Genomic DNA, 14,787 nt, shown 5'->3' on the forward strand with positions numbered 1-14,787 from the left:
GCCCGGCGTCCGGACCAGGTCCGAAGGTTACGCTCGGCGCATGCTCCGTTCCCTGTTTCTCGCCGCGGCCGGCTCCGCCCGGATCGGGCGCCTTGTCGAGTCCGCCCCGGTCAGCCGCGGCATCGTGCAGCGCTTCGTCGCCGGGCAGAGCACCGACGAGGTTCTGCAGGTCAGTCGCGAGTTGGCCGACGACGGCCTGACCGTCAGTCTCGATCATCTGGGTGAGGACACCCGGACCATAGAGCAGGCGGTGGCCGCCCGCGACGAGTACCTCTCGGTCCTCGGACGGCTCAAGGGCGCCGGACTCACTCCGGCGGTCGAGGTCAGCGTGAAGCTCTCGGCCCTCGGCCAGAGGATCGACGAGAAATTGGCGTACGAGCACGCGCGCGCCGTCTGTGCCGCGGCGGCGGAGGCCGGCACCACCGTCACGCTGGACGCCGAGGATCACGTCTCCACGGACGCCACCCTGGAGACCCTCGTCGAGCTGCGCCGCGACTACCCGTCGACCGGCGCCGCTCTGCAGGCGCACCTGCGCCGGACCGAGGGGGACTGCCGGGAACTGTCCACGGCCGGCTCGCGGGTGCGGTTGTGCAAGGGCGCCTACGCGGAGCCGGAGTCGGTGGCGTTCCAGTCCGCGCTCGACGTGGACAAGTCGTTCGTGCGCTGCCTGAACATCCTGATGTCGGGGGAGTGCTACCCGATGGTGGCGACCCACGACCCGCGGCTGATCGCGATCGCCGAGGACCGGGCCCGCTGGTTCGACCGTTCCCCCGCGGAGTACGAGTTCCAGATGCTCTACGGCGTCCGCCCCGAGGAGCAGTCCCGGCTGCTGGGCAACGGCCACACGGTGCGGATCTACCTGCCGTACGGCGCCGAGTGGTACGGCTACCTGATGCGCCGTCTCGCCGACCGCCCGGCGAACGTGGGCTTCCTGGCACGCGCGGTGACGTCTCGGAAATAAAGGTCCATACCACCACGTATCCGGCGTGTCGGGCTTGACTTTTTCTGGGCATTTCACGGAACGTATCGCGTTGGTCACAGCCGTATCGATACCGTTCTGATGACACGCACGTCGTCCCCGCGGCGTCCGGGAGCCACCGGCCGCGGCGGATCGTGCCAGTGAGAGGATCGGTGCGACGAGATGACGGGTCCAGCCCAGACCGAGGAACGACTCTCGGAGGTACGGTTTCTGACCGTGGCCGAGGTGGCCGCGCTGATGCGGGTTTCCAAGATGACCGTCTACCGGCTCGTGCACGGCGGTGACCTCACCGCTGTCCGGGTCGGACGTTCGTTCCGGGTGCCCGAGCACGCGGTGCACGAGTATCTTCGCGGCGCCTTCTCGCAAAGCGCCTGACGACCGGGGTCGTGTTGGCCCGACGGGAACGTGCCGGTACGCTGGACCGGTTGGTTCCCGGGTCTACGCGCGCCGTGCACATGGCGCCGCTGCTCCGGGCGCCGTCCCAGTCCGGGGCCGGCCGTGCGCCGGGCCCACCCAACATGGTTTCTCGAGAGGCTTTTCGTATGGGCTCCGTGGTCAAGAAGCGCCGCAAGCGTATGGCGAAGAAGAAGCACCGCAAGCTGCTGCGCAAGACCCGCGTCCAGCGTCGCCGTCTCGGCAAGTGACCGCCGGCCGGGTTGAATTCCCGGCTGTCGGCGGCACTTGCCGTCTGTTAGAGGCCGCGCATCGAAGGGTGCACCCGTGGTGACCTCACCGCCCAGCGTCGTCGTGGTCACCGGAGTCAGCCGTTTTCTCGGCGCTCGGGTGGCCGCCCGCCTCGCCGCGGATCCTCGTATCGACCGTGTCGTCGGTCTGGATCCGCACGACCCGCCTGCACGCCTTCTGGGCCTGCTCGAGGGGGTCGAGCGGATCCGGGCCGACGCACGTGCGGCCACCGAGGCCATCGCCGATCTCGGCGCCGAAGCCGTCGTGCACCTGGCAGTGACCAGCGTGCCCGACGCGAAGCACGGCGGCCGCGCGGCGATGAAAGAACAGAACGTCATCGGCACCATGCAGGTGCTGGCCGCGGCCCAGGGTGCGCCCGGGCTGCGCAAACTCGTGGTGCGTTCGTCCACCGCCGCCTACGGCGCCTCGTTCCGCGACCCGGCGGTCTTCACCGAGGACACCGAGCCGCGCGCCGTGCCGCGTGGCGCGTTCGCCCGAGACATCCTCGACATCGAGGGGTACGTCCGCGGATTCCGCCGGCGCCGGTCCGAGGTCGCGGCGACCGTCCTGCGCTTCGCCCCCATGATCAGCTCGTCCGCTGAGACGTCGCTGACCCGCTACTTCGCACAGCCCGTCGTGCCGACCGTGCTCGGCCGCGACGCTCGGCTGCAGTTCGTGCACGTCGAGGACGCGCTGGAGATCCTGCACCGCGCGGTGACCGAGGACCACCCGGGCACCTTCAACGTCGCCGGCTCCGGTGTCCTGATGCTCTCCCAGGCCGTGCGCCGGGCCGGCCGGATCTCGCTGCCGCTGCCCGAGCCGGCCCTCTCCACCGGCGCGGCCATGCTCCGCAACCTCGGCGTCGAGCAGATCGGCATGGACCAGATCGACCTCTTCGTCCACGGCCGGGTGGTCGACACGACCCGCCTGGTCCGGGAGTTCGGCTTCACCCCGCGTACCACGGTCGAGGCGTTCGAGGAGTTCATCAAGACACACGCGGACGGTTCCACGCTGACCGCGGACCGGCTGGCCGCGGCCGAGAACGCGATCCTGGACGGCATCCGCCGGGTCCGGGCCGCGGCGGCCGAGACCTCCCCGGCTGCGGGACGGGAGACGCCGTGAGCCAGGACGAGTACCGCGACATGCTGCCCGGCCACACCGAGTTCAAGCTGCCCGAGCCACCACCGGTGCAGCGGGTCAACGGCCGGCGTCCGATTCCCGAGAAGGGCGAGCCGATGCCGCAGGCGCCGGAGCCCACCACCGCTGCGGCCACCCTGGACGTCTGGGACCAGCGGATCGCCGACGGCCTGGCCTTTCTGCGGCGGCGACTGGCCGGGGCGTACGAGGTGGACGAGTTCGGCTTCGATCCGGAGCTGACCGATGCCCTCTTCCACCCGCTGCTGAAGATCCTTTACCGCGACTGGTTCCGGACCGAGGTGTTCGGCATCGAGAACGTGCCGGCTGACGGCAGTGCGCTGGTGGTGGGCAATCACTCCGGCACGATCGCGCTGGACGCCCTGATGCTCACCGTCGCCATCCGCGACAAGCACCCGGACAACCGGCACCTGCGCCTGCTCGGTGCCGACCTGGTCTTCCGGATGCCGGTGATGAGCGAGATGGCCCGGGCGGCCGGTGCGACCGTCGCCTGCAACCCGGACGCCGAGCGCCTGATGAACTCGGGTCAGCTGGTCGGCGTCTTCCCGGAGGGCTTCAAGGGCATCGGTAAGCACTTCTCCGAGCGTTACAAGCTGCAGCGCTTCGGCCGCGGCGGGTTCGTGTCGGCGGCTCTGCGCACCGGTACCCCGATCGTGCCGGTCGCGATCGTCGGTGCCGAGGAGATCTATCCGATCCTGGCCGACCTCAAGCCGCTGGCCCGCCTGCTCGGTATTCCGTACTTCCCCGTCACCCCGACCTTCCCCATGCTGGGGCCGCTGGGCATGGTCCCGCTGCCGAGCAAGTGGCTGATCGAGTTCTGCCCGCCGATCCCGACCGCGCACCTCACCGAGTTCGCGGACGATCCGCTGGTCGTCTACAACCTCGCCGATCAGGTACGCGAGACGATCCAGGCGACCCTGCACGAGTTGCTGGAGAAGCGGCCGGACCCCTTCGGGCCGTGAACGTGAGTGAGTGCCAATCTTCTGGAGCCGCCCACCCGTCCGTCCTATAGTGACGGTTGAGGGGCGGCCCCGGAGTGTTGAGCTCCGGCACCGCCCCTCGCCACGTTCTCGAGCAGGCCGTTCCTGATCAGAAAAGGTCGCCGAGCAGTCCGCCCAGGACTCCCTCGTCCTCTTCGCTCTTCGGTTTGTCGGTCGTGCCGAAGGGCTCGGCCGGTGCCTGGGTGTCGGTGCCGTCCGTGGCGGTCGGCGTCGCACCCGGGGCGGTGGACTTGCCCGGCACGACGGTCTGACCGGTCGTTCCCGGGTCCGCCGTGGCGCCCGACTTGGTCGGCTTCGGCGTCGTGGCCTGGCCGTTCTGCCGGTTGCCGGTCTTGCTGTGACCACCCTGCGGTGACGTCGCCGCGGTGTCACCGTCATCGGTGGCCGGGCAGTCGCGCAGCTTGGGCCCGAGCGCGTCGGAACCGGCCGTGGTGACCTTGTCGCAGCCCAGTCCGGATCGCAGGGCCTCGGCACGGTCGACGACGTCCTTCAGCAGGCCCAGCGACACGGTCGCCCGCTCGCGGTTGGCCGCGGAGAGCTTCTCCAGGGCCGGCGCGAACGTACCGCGCTGGTCACCGACGAAGTCGTCCAGTGTTGCCAGCGGCTTGCCGTTGCGCTGGGACACCGCCGACGTGGTGAGCAGCCGGACTCCCTTGCGGGTGTCGGCGTCCATGTCGTCCAGCACCAGCGCGAACTCCGGCTCGTCACCGGCCATCGCGACCGCCTCGGAGAGCCGGGTCCGAGCGAAGTCCAGCGACAGCTGCCCCCGCGTCACGTCGGATCCGGCGATCGCCAGCTGGGCGCGCTCGGTCTGGCGTTTGACGCTGTAGAGGGCGTCGCCTGGCGACGCGCTCTCGCTCGCCGCGGAGATCCCCGACACGGCCATCGCACCGGCGGCGACACCGATGACGATCGCCCCGCGGGCCCGGATCCGGCGGCCGAACAGTGAACGGCGGCCGGCGGGTTCGACGACGGGTTCGGGATCGGCTTCGGCGGCGGTCCGCCCGATGCCGTCCCGCTCGGCCGTGGCGACCAGCATGGCGCGCAGGCCGACGCGGAACTCGGAGTCGACCGGTGCGCCGGGCCCGGCAGTGGAGAGCCGGTTGCTTATGGCGACCAGCCGGTTGATCTCCTCGTCGGCCTGCCCACGACTGTGGTGCCGACGGGCGCCACCGGCGTCGTCGATAAGTTCCGCGAAGCGCTCGGCACTCCGGGAGTTCGGGAATGCGAACTTCACCGTGGGCACCTCCCCTCGCTCGTGACTGTCTCGCCGGCCTGCGGGCCGGCGTCGGCGACCGGACCGTGTGCCACGGTCCCGGGTCGCATCCGGACAAACGCGCGACACGCGGCCCCGGTTACGGGTGCGAGGCGTTGCCATCGGGTATCGGAGATCGACATCTTCGGGTGTGCGATCAAGATTGGAACCCGTCGGGCAGGAGCCGGTTCAGGGCGCGGACCGCCCGGTACTGCAGGGCCTTGATGGCACCCTCGTTCTTGCCCATGGTCTGCGCGGTCTCGGCGACCGAGAAGCCCTGCAGGAACCGGAGCACGATGCATTCCTGCTGCTCCGGGTTGAGCTGCTTGACCGCGGTGAGCAGGGCGACGTTGGTGATGTGGTCGACCACCGCGGACTCCGGGCTGCCCTCCGGGCCCCGGTCCTCGCGGTCGGCGTCGAGCACGTCGCCGGTCGTCACCTCGAGGCGGTAACGGCCTGACTTGAAGTGGTCGGCGACCAGGTTCCGGGCGATGGTGACGAGCCAGGCGCCGAGGTCGCGGCCCTGCCAGGTGAAGCTGCCGATGCGCTTGAGCGCACGCAGGAACGTGTCCGAGGTGAGATCCTCGGCGAGCTGCCGGTTGCCCACGCGGAAATAGACGAACCGGAAGACCGTGTCGACGTAACGGTCGTAGATCAGGCCGAAAGCCTCGGCCTCGCCGGCCTGGGCGCGTTCGACCAGGGCCCACACCTCGGCCGCGGGGTCGCCCCGGTCGGGCCTGGCCTTGGGTGGCGCGGACTCGGTCGGCGGGCCGGTGGTGCTCTGGGTCGGGAGGACCACGGTGTGGTCGCCGGCGACGGTCTCGCCCTCACCGATGTTGGAGCGCTGGCCCGCGGTGGGCTGCGCCGGTGGCCGTGGTGCGCCGGCCCGGCCGCCTCCGTTGCCCTTGCCGGCGTGCGGTGACGCGACGGCGGGCGGTCCGTTCAACGGGCGCCGGCTGCCGGTCTGCTTGGAGCTGTCGCCCCGGATGGCGTTGACGATCATCCCTCCTGAATCCCGCAGGGCGTTCAGGCCCTCGGTCAGCGCGTGCCGGGCCGCGATGACATCGCGGTGGTACGAGTCGTCCGCGTACACATGAGTCACTGCGCCTCCTCAGCCCGGCGGGCCTCCGGCGACAGTGAATCCGTCCCGCCAGACGTGAATTCACCGTAATTCCGTGCTTTGTAGGGCACAGCGGCCTCCTCGGGATGAGGGTCGGTCACTCAGAACAAAGTGGTCAATCACAACAAAATGGGTGAGCAACCGGCAAGAGTGCCAGCCTGCTTCACCCGTTGGTGTGTATTCCGTTACACAGAGCGGAAGTATTGCCGACTTCGGACACGAGGAGTCGCACACCGTGTGCGCTGAGCGCAAAGCCGCGAAACGCGCAGATCACGGCAACCCTCGTCAAGGTCACCATGGCGGAACAAGCCGCATCCCGGACGGACCGCCTGTCCGACACCCCGGTCGGGAGCCGTTTGTGCCAGACTCGGGCCTCGTGGAGGAACCCGCCCGTGACCCGGTCGCCGAGGCCGCCGGACGTCGCCCCGACCGGCTCGCACTGATCGCCGGCGACACCGTCGTCACCTGGGCGGAACTGGACACCCGGGTGTCCGCTGCCGCCCGCTGGATCGCTTCCCGCACCGCCCCCGGCGATCGAGTGGCGTTGCTGCTCGGCAACACCGTCGAGTTCGTCGTCGTCTATTTCGGAACGTTGCGCGCCGGCCGTGTCGCGGTGCCCCTCAACCCCGGCTACACCGCCGACGAGCGCGAGCACGCGATCACCGACTCCGGCGCCGCACTGATCGTGGACGGACCGCCGGACACCGCGGGAACGGGCGACACGCCAGCTGTACCGAAAAGTAATGATCTTGCGGTTTTGCTCTACACCTCGGGCACCAGCGGGCGTCCGAAGGGCGCGATGCTCACCCACGCCGCACTCGCCGCCAACCATGACCAGCTGGATCGCATCGATCCACCGGTGGTCGGCCCGGACGACGTGGTACTGCTCGCCGTGCCGTTCTTCCATGCCTACGGGCTGAACACCGGGCTCGGCAGCGTCGCACACCACGCGGCGACCGGCGTGCTCGCCGAGCGTTTCGACCCGGCGGACTCCCTCGAACTGATCGCACGGCACTCGGTGACCGTCGCGGTCGGGGTGCCGGGGATGTATCAGGCCTGGCTCGGGCGGCCCGGAGCAGCCGAGGCGCTGCGTGGTGTGCGGACAGCGGTGTGCGGCGCGGCGCCGCTGGACACCGGCGTCGCGACGCGCTTCCGCGAACTGACCGGCAGGGCCATCCTGATCGGGTACGGCCTGACCGAGACCGCCCCGGTGCTGACCACGACCGCGGTGAGCGACCGGGACAAGCGGGGCTCGATCGGCCGGCCGCTGCCCGGCGTCGAACTGCTGCTGCGGACGAGCTCCGGATCCGAGCTGTGGCGCGACGGCACCGCCTCGGTCGACGAGGACCTGGAGGTCGCCGGGTCGGCCGGCACCGACCCCGGCGAGATCGTGGTGCGCGGCCCCAACCTGTTCCTCGGGTACTGGCCGGACGGTCGCGAGGGCCCCGGGCCGGACGGCTGGTGGCCCACCGGGGACGTGGCGTACGCCGACGGCGACGGCGACCTGGTGCTGGTCGATCGGATCGGCGAGCTGATCCTGGTGAACGGCTTCAACGTCTACCCGGCGGAGATCGAACGGGTGCTGATGGCGCATCCGCGGGTGACCGGGGTGGCCGTGGTCGGGGTGCCGGACACCGTGACCGGGCAGCGGCCGCACGCGTACGTCACCGTCATCGGTGACCCCGCGCCCACCCCGACCGAGCTGCAGGTGTACTGCGCAACCCGGCTGGCCCGGTTCAAGCTGCCCGGTGTCGAGCTGGTGGACGGGTTGCCGCGAACGGTGATCGGCAAGGTACGGAAGAGGGACCTGTGAGACTGACTCTGATCAGCCGGGTGGGCTGCCACCTGTGCGAGGTTGCCGAGCAGACGCTGGACCGGATCGCGCCCGGTGGGTGGCGCAAGGTCGACGTGGACTCCGACATCGAACTCGAGCGTGAGTACGGCGATCGCGTGCCCGTGCTGCTGCTGGACGGCAAGGAGCACGGCTACTGGCGGATCGAGGAGGAGCGCCTGCTCCGGGATTTGGCTCGACAGCCCGGTGAGCCCCGCCTGTAGGTTCTGGCGGGTGACTGAAAAGCATCTCGTCTGGGACTGGAACGGAACCCTTCTCGACGATCTTCATCTGGTCGTGTCGTCGAGCAACGTCGCCTTCGCCTCGGCCGGCGGCCGTGATGTGGACGCGGACGAGCACCGGCGGGCCTTCCGGCGTCCGGTCGCCGACTTCTACGCGGAGATGCTCGGCCGGGCGATCGACGAGGAGGAGTTCGGCCGTCTGGACCAGATCTTCCACGACGCGTACCGCGTGGGACTGACCGACGTCTCACTGGCCGCCGACGCGCAGGCCGCCATCAAGGCCTGGCCGGGCAGCCAGTCGCTGCTGTCCATGTGGTTCCACCACGAGCTGGTCCCGGCGGTCGACAGCTACGGGCTGAGCGGCCTGTTCGCCCGGATCGACGGGCTGCAGGCCGAGCTGGGCGGCGGGTTCAAGGCCGCACACCTAGCCGCCCACCTGGCCGAGCTCGGCGTGGCCGGCGCCGACGTGGTGATGATCGGCGATTCGCTCGACGACGCCGACGCGGCCGAGTCGGTCGGGGGCCGGGCGGTGCTCTACGCCGGCGGGTTCACCGATCCCGCACGGTTGCGTGAATCCGGCCGTCCGGTCGCCGACACGCTGGTAGAGGCGGTAAAGATGGCCATGTCACTCTGAGCTGAGTGGCCCTGGCGGGGTAGGAGCGGTAATACTCGACAGGTCGGCCCGACTAACACAGCCGGGTCGATCTTGTCCAATTGTCCCGACAAGATCGCGATTTGTGCACGCCTTCACAAGCGCCTACTCTGTGACTCCGACGAGCCCCGCTACCACAGCCACCCCACGAGGGTTTCACCGGTATCGCACAGACAGGGCTCACCGCAGGTTCGCCTCGTCGGCACGGAGTCAGATGAGCCAGCAGCGTCACGGAAGCACGCCCGGCGGAGCCGATGGCGTCCCGGCCTTCCCGGATCTCCCGGAGGCGACCATCGCGCGACTTCCGGAGTACCTGCGCGCCCTCCATCACCTCGCCGAGACGGGCGCCGAGACGGTCTCCAGCGAGGGACTCGCCGCGGCCGCCGGGGTCAACTCGGCCAAGCTCCGCAAGGATCTTTCGCACCTGGGGTCGTACGGCACTCGCGGCGTCGGATATGACGTCGCGCTGCTCATCGACCAGATCGAGTACATCCTGGGTCTCGACAAGAACCGTGCGGTCTGCCTGGTCGGCGTCGGCAACCTCGGTCACGCGCTGGCCGGCTACGCCGGATTCGCCAGCCGCGGCTTCCGGGTGGTGGCGCTCTTCGACGCCGACCCGAAGAAGGTGGGCGAGGAGATAAACGGCCTCGCCGTGCGGCACATCGACGATCTGGAGCGGGTCGCGGTGGAGGAGTCCATCGCGATCGGTGTGATAGCCACTCCGCCCGGCACCGCCCAGGCGGTCGCCGACGCGCTGGTCGCGGCAGGTGTGACAAGCATCCTCAACTTCGCCCCGGGGGTTTTGTCGGTGCCGTCCAACGTCGATGTCCGTAAGGTGGATCTCGCCATCGAGCTGCAGATCCTTTCTTTTCACGAGCACCGCAAAGCGTCCTTGACCGCGCTGCCCGGCGGCCGGGCACCCGCAGTGGCCAACGGCGATCAGGAGGCGGTCGGTTCGTGAATCTCCTCAGCATCGGCGCGTCCTACCGCACGGCTGACGTCGCGGTCCTGGAACGCCTCGCCATTCCCGAGTCCGGCGTCCCCGAGCTGCTGCAGCGTCTCGTCGCGCAGCCGTACGTGGGTGAGGCGGTCGTCGTCTCCACCTGCAACCGGGTCGAGGTCTACGCGGCGGTCAGCGGTTTCCACGGCGGCCTCGGCGACATCTGCAACGTGCTGTCCGAGCACTCCGGCATCCCGGCCAGCGAGCTCGCCGGCCACCTGTACGTGCACTACGGCGAGGCGGCGGTCCGCCACTCGTTCCGGGTGTCGTCCGGCCTCGACTCGATGGTCGTCGGCGAGGCGCAGATCCTCGGGCAGCTTCGCGACGCGTACCACTCCGCCACCGAGGTCGACTCGGCCGGCCGCCTGCTGCACGAGCTGATGCAGCAGGCGCTGCGGGTCGGCAAGCGGGCACACGCCGAGACCGGCATCGACAAGGCGGGCCAGAGCGTCGTGACGGCCGCCCTCGATGTCGCCGCCGAGCACCTGGGTGGCGACCTCACCGGCCGTTCCGCGCTGGTCGTGGGCGCCGGCGCCATGGGCGCGCTGTCGGTCGCCACGCTGACCCGCAGTGGCGTCGGTCCGCTACGGATCACCAACCGCAGCCACGAGCGGGCCGACCGGCTCGCCGAGGCCTACGGCGCGATCGCGGTCCCGATCGAGCAGCTCGACGAGGTGCTGCGCGAGGTCGACATCGTGGTGTGCGCGACCGCCTCCACCGAGCCCGTGCTGACCCGGGCACGCCTGGAACGCGCCGGCAAGGAGCTGGTCGTCCTCGACCTGGCCGTGCCCCGCGACGTGGCGCCCGACGCCGTCGGCCTGCCCGGCGTGCTCATCGTCGACATCGACAGCCTGGCCAACAGCCGCCGCAGCAACCCGGCGGCCGCCGAGACCGCGGCGGTCGAGCAGATCGTCGCCGTCGAGGTCGACAACTTCCTCGGCTGGCTGCGCGGCGCCGAGATCGCCCCCACCGTGGCCGCTCTGCGGACCCGGGCCGAGGAGGTCGTCTCCGCCGAGATGCGCAAGCTGATGTCCCGGCGGCCGGAATTCACCGAGGAGCAGCGGGCCGACGTTTCCCGTACCCTGCACCGGGTCGTCCAGCAGCTGCTGCACTCGCCGACCGTGCGGGTCCGTCAGCTCGCCGCCGAACCCGGCGGTGACCAGTACGCGGCCCTGCTCCGCGAGCTGTTCGACCTCGATGTCCCGCTCGCCACGCACGCGGACGCCGTACCCGAGATCGGAGGCCGCTCATGACCGCGCTTCGCCTTGGCACCCGGGGCAGCGCCCTGGCGCTCACCCAGTCCCAGATGGTGGCCGACGCCCTGACCGCCGCGACCGGCCGCCAGGTCGAGCTGGTCCGGATCGTCACACCGGGCGACCGGTCCAGTGCCCCGATCGCCCGCATCGGCGTCGGTGTGTTCGTGTCCGCGCTGCGTGACGCGCTGCTGGCCGACGAGATCGACTTCGCCGTCCATTCGTACAAGGACCTGCCCACGGCCGCGCATCCGCAGCTGCACATCGCCGCGATCCCGCCGCGTGAGGACCCCCGTGACGCCCTGATCGCCCGCGACGGTCTGACGCTGGCGGAGCTGCCGCCGGGATCGTCCATCGGTACCGGTGCGGTGCGCCGAATCGCGCAACTGCACGCCTTGGGCCTAGAGTTGCAGGTCACGCCGATCCGAGGGAACGTCGACTCGCGCATCGCCCGGGTACTCGGACCCGAGGCCGACCTCGATGCCGTCGTTCTCGCCCGGGCCGGTGTGGCGCGCCTCGGCCGATCGGCGGAGATCACCGAGACGCTCGACCCGATGCTCATGCTGCCCGCCCCGGCTCAGGGTGCGCTGGCCGTGGAGTGCCGGGCCGACGACACCGACCTGATCGAGTTGCTGTCCGCTCTCGATCACGCACCGACCCGTGCCGCCGTGCTGGCGGAACGGTCGATGCTTGCCACGCTCGAGGCCGGGTGCTCCGCCCCGGTCGCGGCACACGCCGAGATCGCCGAAGGCGATGACGGTGACGAGATTTACCTGCGCGGTGCGGTGATCAGCCCGGATGGTGTCCGAGCCGTCCGACTGTCGCGCACCGGAACGCCCGCCGGCGCGGCGGAGATCGGCAAGGCGCTTGCCATCGATCTCCTCGACGCCGGAGCCGATACCCTGATGGGGAGCACAGAATGACCACCCGCACCGCCCGTAAGCCAGCCGGACGCATCGCGTTCATCGGCGCCGGACCCGGCGACCCGGAGCTGCTGACCCGCCGCGCGTACGCGGCGCTGACCGATGCCGACCAGGTGGTCTACGACCGCGGCGTGCCCGATTCCCTGCTCAGCGCGATCCGCTCCGACGCCAAGGAGGACGCGCAGTTCAGCCCGGCCGAGGGCGCCCCCGGCGACGTCGCCAAGGTGCTGCTCTCCGCGGCCAAGTCCGGCCTGTCGGCAGTGCACCTGGTCGCCGGTGACCCGTTCGGCCACGACTCGGTGGTCAAGGAGGTGCAGGCGGTCGCGCGGACCGCCGTGCACTTCGAGGTCATCCCCGGTATCGGTCAGGCCGAGGGCGTCGCCGCCTACGCCGGGGTGCCGCTGCCCGGCGTGCGCATCTCCGCCGACGTCGACGACGTCACCAACCTGGACTTCGACGCGCTCGCCGCGGCCGCCCAGAAGGGCTCCTTCGCGGTGGCCGTGGACGCCGGTGACCTCGCCGCCGTCCGCGACGGCCTGCTCGCCGCGGGTGTCGAGCCGGGTGTCCCGGTCGGCGTGACCGGCGACGGCACCGGCGAGACGCAGTACACCACCACCTCGACCGTGGACAGCTTCGTCGCTGCCGCGCTCGGCTTCACCGGCCGGGTCGTCCTCACCGTCGGCTCCGACGTCGCCGAGCGCGACTCGCTGAGCTGGTGGGAGAACCGGCCGCTGTACGGCTGGAAGGTGCTCGTCCCGCGGACCAAGGAGCAGGCCGGCGCCATGTCCGCCCGGCTCCGTGCCTACGGCGCCATCCCGTGCGAGGTGCCGACCATCGCGGTCGAGCCGCCGCGCACCCCGGCCCAGATGGAGCGGGCCGTCAAGGGCCTGGTCGACGGCCGGTACGCCTGGGTGATCTTCACCTCGGTCAACGCGGTCCGCGCGGTCTGGGAGAAGTTCGGCGAGCACGGCCTCGACGCCCGTCACTTCGGCGGTGTGAAGATCGCCTGCATCGGTGAGGCGACCGCCGACGCGGTGCGCGCGTTCGGCATCCAGCCGGAGCTGATCCCGTCCGGGGAGCAGTCCTCCGACGGTCTGCTGGCCGAGTTCTCGCCGCACGACGAGATCCTCGACCCGGTCGGCCGGGTGCTGCTGCCGCGCGCCGACATCGCGACCGAGACGCTCGCGGCCGGTCTCATCGAGCGCGGCTGGGAGGTGGACGACGTCACGGCGTACCGGACCGTCCGCGCCGCCCCGCCGCCCGCCGAGATCCGGGACGCGATCAAGTCCGGCGGTTTCGACGCGGTGCTGTTCACCTCGTCCTCGACCGTGCGGAACCTGGTCGGCATCGCCGGCAAGCCGCACGCTCGTACGGTCGTCGCGGTGATCGGCCCGAAGACCGCCGAGACCGCTGTCGAGTTCGGCCTGCGGGTCGACACCCAGCCGCAGAACGCCTCGGTTCCGGACCTGGTCGAGGCGCTCGCCGAGTACGCCCTCGAGCTGCGCGAGAAGCTGGCCGCCATGCCGGCCAAGCAGCGCCGCGGTTCCAAGGTGCAGGGCCCGACGGCTCTCCGCTTCCGCTGATGTTCCGGCGAAGCGCGCCGACGTGCGAGTCGGCGCGCTTCGCCGTTTCTGCTTCGCTTTCTTAGGAGCGCTCGATGTCCTTCCCTGACATCCGCCCGCGCCGCCTGCGGCGTACACCCGCCATCCGCCGCCTGGTCGAGGAGACGCGCGTCGCCCCGTCCGAGCTGATCCTGCCGATGTTCCTCAAGGAGGGACTGACCGAGCCGAAGCCGATCAGCTCGCTGCCCGGCGTCGTCCAGCACAGCCGCGAGTCCCTGCGCAAAGCCGCGGCTGAGGCGGTCAGCGCGGGCATCGGCGGTCTCATGCTGTTCGGCGTGCCGGACAACGGCAACAAGGACGAGACCGGCTCGGCCGGCCTCGACCCGGACGGCATCCTCAACGTCGGCATCCGTGACCTCCGGGCCGAACTGGGCGACAGCACGGTCATCATGAGCGACCTATGCCTGGACGAGTTCACCTCGCACGGCCACTGTGGTGTGCTCGCCGCCGACGGCTCGGTCGACAACGACGCCACCCTCGCGATCTACGGGGAGATGGCGGTCGCGCAGGCCGACGCCGGCGCCCACATGGTCGGTCCGTCCGGCATGATGGACGGTCAGATCGGCGTGATCCGCAAGGCCCTCGACGCGGCCGGACATCAGGACGTCGCGATCCTCGCCTACTCGGCGAAGTACGCCGGAGCGTTCTATGGCCCGTTCCGCGAGGCCGTCGAGTCAACGCTGCAGGGTGACCGCCGCCAGTACCAGCAGGACCCGCCGAACCTCCGTGAGGCGCTGCGTGAGGTCGACCTGGACGTGGCCGAGGGCGCCGACATCGTCATGGTCAAGCCGGCGCTGCCGTACCTGGACGTCATCGCCGCCATCCGGGACCGGGTGACCGTTCCGGTCGCCGCCTACCAGGTGTCCGGCGAGTACGCGATGGTCGAGGCGGCCGCCGCGAACGGCTGGATCGACCGGGAGCGGGTCATCCTCGAGTCGCTGACGTCGATCAAGCGGGCCGGCGCCCAGATGACGCTGACGTACTGGGCCACCGAGGCGGCCCGGCTGCTGCGCTAGCCGACTCCGCTTCGCTCCGCCGCAAACGCCTTGTAACCGGTGACGAGGCAGGCG

General features: G+C 70.5%; 14 protein-coding genes and 1 pseudogene. 13 read left to right on the top strand and 2 right to left on the bottom strand.

Going from position 1 to position 14,787, the window contains the following annotated elements:
• The first annotated feature begins 40 nt into the window (after positions 1–40).
• The 5 genes from CLV67_RS04580 to CLV67_RS04600 all read left to right on the top strand — a co-directional run bounded on the left by CLV67_RS04580 (position 41) and on the right by CLV67_RS04600 (position 3,780).
• Positions 41–961 (top strand): proline dehydrogenase family protein, encoded by a 921-nt coding sequence (locus tag CLV67_RS04580; protein ID WP_106315888.1) that lies wholly within the window; start codon positions 41–43, stop codon positions 959–961.
• 180 nt (positions 962–1,141) lie between these two features.
• Entirely contained in the window at positions 1,142–1,354 is a 213-nt protein-coding gene (locus CLV67_RS04585; protein ID WP_014447695.1) for a helix-turn-helix domain-containing protein, read from the top strand.
• A gap of 167 nt (positions 1,355–1,521) precedes the next feature.
• Entirely contained in the window at positions 1,522–1,623 is a 102-nt protein-coding gene (locus CLV67_RS04590) for a 30S ribosomal protein bS22 (protein ID WP_007465623.1), read from the top strand.
• 76 nt (positions 1,624–1,699) lie between these two features.
• Complete coding sequence (locus CLV67_RS04595; RefSeq protein ID WP_106315889.1) at positions 1,700–2,785, top strand: NAD-dependent epimerase/dehydratase family protein; 1,086 nt, start codon at positions 1,700–1,702, stop codon at positions 2,783–2,785.
• Complete coding sequence (locus tag CLV67_RS04600) at positions 2,782–3,780, top strand: lysophospholipid acyltransferase family protein (protein ID WP_106315890.1); 999 nt, start codon at positions 2,782–2,784, stop codon at positions 3,778–3,780. Before CLV67_RS04595 ends, CLV67_RS04600 begins: the two co-directional genes overlap by 4 nt.
• A 421-nt stretch (positions 3,781–4,201) precedes the next feature.
• Here the strand turns inward: CLV67_RS04600 and CLV67_RS04605 are convergent.
• Both CLV67_RS04605 and CLV67_RS04610 read right to left on the bottom strand, forming a co-directional pair.
• Positions 4,202–5,056: pseudogene (locus CLV67_RS04605) on the bottom strand (DUF5667 domain-containing protein); the annotation flags it as partial.
• A 175-nt stretch (positions 5,057–5,231) separates the two neighbouring features.
• Entirely contained in the window at positions 5,232–6,176 is a 945-nt protein-coding gene (locus CLV67_RS04610) for an ECF subfamily RNA polymerase sigma factor, BldN family (protein ID WP_106315892.1), read from the bottom strand.
• A gap of 394 nt (positions 6,177–6,570) precedes the next feature.
• Between CLV67_RS04610 and CLV67_RS04615 the strand changes: the two genes are divergently transcribed.
• From CLV67_RS04615 to hemB, 8 genes are all read left to right on the top strand, one after another.
• The gene (locus CLV67_RS04615) at positions 6,571–8,007 is read left to right on the top strand and encodes a class I adenylate-forming enzyme family protein (RefSeq protein WP_106315893.1); all 1,437 of its coding nucleotides are present in this window, start codon (positions 6,571–6,573) and stop codon (positions 8,005–8,007) included.
• On the top strand, positions 8,004–8,249 hold the full coding sequence (locus CLV67_RS04620; RefSeq protein ID WP_106315894.1) for a glutaredoxin family protein: 246 nt from the start codon (positions 8,004–8,006) through the stop codon (positions 8,247–8,249). The genes CLV67_RS04615 and CLV67_RS04620 overlap by 4 nt, the downstream gene beginning before the upstream one ends.
• A gap of 10 nt (positions 8,250–8,259) precedes the next feature.
• On the top strand, positions 8,260–8,901 hold the full coding sequence (locus CLV67_RS04625; RefSeq protein WP_106315895.1) for an HAD family hydrolase: 642 nt from the start codon (positions 8,260–8,262) through the stop codon (positions 8,899–8,901).
• Positions 8,902–9,133: 232 nt separating this feature from the next.
• Positions 9,134–9,880: a redox-sensing transcriptional repressor Rex gene (locus CLV67_RS04630; protein WP_106315896.1), complete on the top strand. Its 747-nt coding sequence runs from the start codon at positions 9,134–9,136 to the stop codon at positions 9,878–9,880.
• Positions 9,877–11,172, top strand: coding sequence for a glutamyl-tRNA reductase (locus tag CLV67_RS04635; RefSeq protein ID WP_106315897.1), 1,296 nt, complete (start codon positions 9,877–9,879; stop codon positions 11,170–11,172). The genes CLV67_RS04630 and CLV67_RS04635 overlap by 4 nt, the downstream gene beginning before the upstream one ends.
• Positions 11,169–12,095: a hydroxymethylbilane synthase gene (gene hemC, locus CLV67_RS04640; RefSeq protein WP_106315898.1), complete on the top strand. Its 927-nt coding sequence runs from the start codon at positions 11,169–11,171 to the stop codon at positions 12,093–12,095. Before CLV67_RS04635 ends, hemC begins: the two co-directional genes overlap by 4 nt.
• Positions 12,092–13,678 (top strand): bifunctional uroporphyrinogen-III C-methyltransferase/uroporphyrinogen-III synthase, encoded by a 1,587-nt coding sequence (locus tag CLV67_RS04645; RefSeq protein WP_106315899.1) that lies wholly within the window; start codon positions 12,092–12,094, stop codon positions 13,676–13,678. The genes hemC and CLV67_RS04645 overlap by 4 nt, the downstream gene beginning before the upstream one ends.
• Before the next feature lie 74 nt (positions 13,679–13,752).
• Entirely contained in the window at positions 13,753–14,733 is a 981-nt protein-coding gene (gene hemB, locus CLV67_RS04650; protein WP_106315900.1) for a porphobilinogen synthase, read from the top strand.
• Positions 14,734–14,787 lie beyond the last annotated feature (54 nt).

The organism is Actinoplanes italicus (assembly GCF_003001815.1).
In the GTDB taxonomy this organism is placed as follows: Bacteria; Actinomycetota; Actinomycetes; order Mycobacteriales; family Micromonosporaceae; genus Actinoplanes; species Actinoplanes italicus.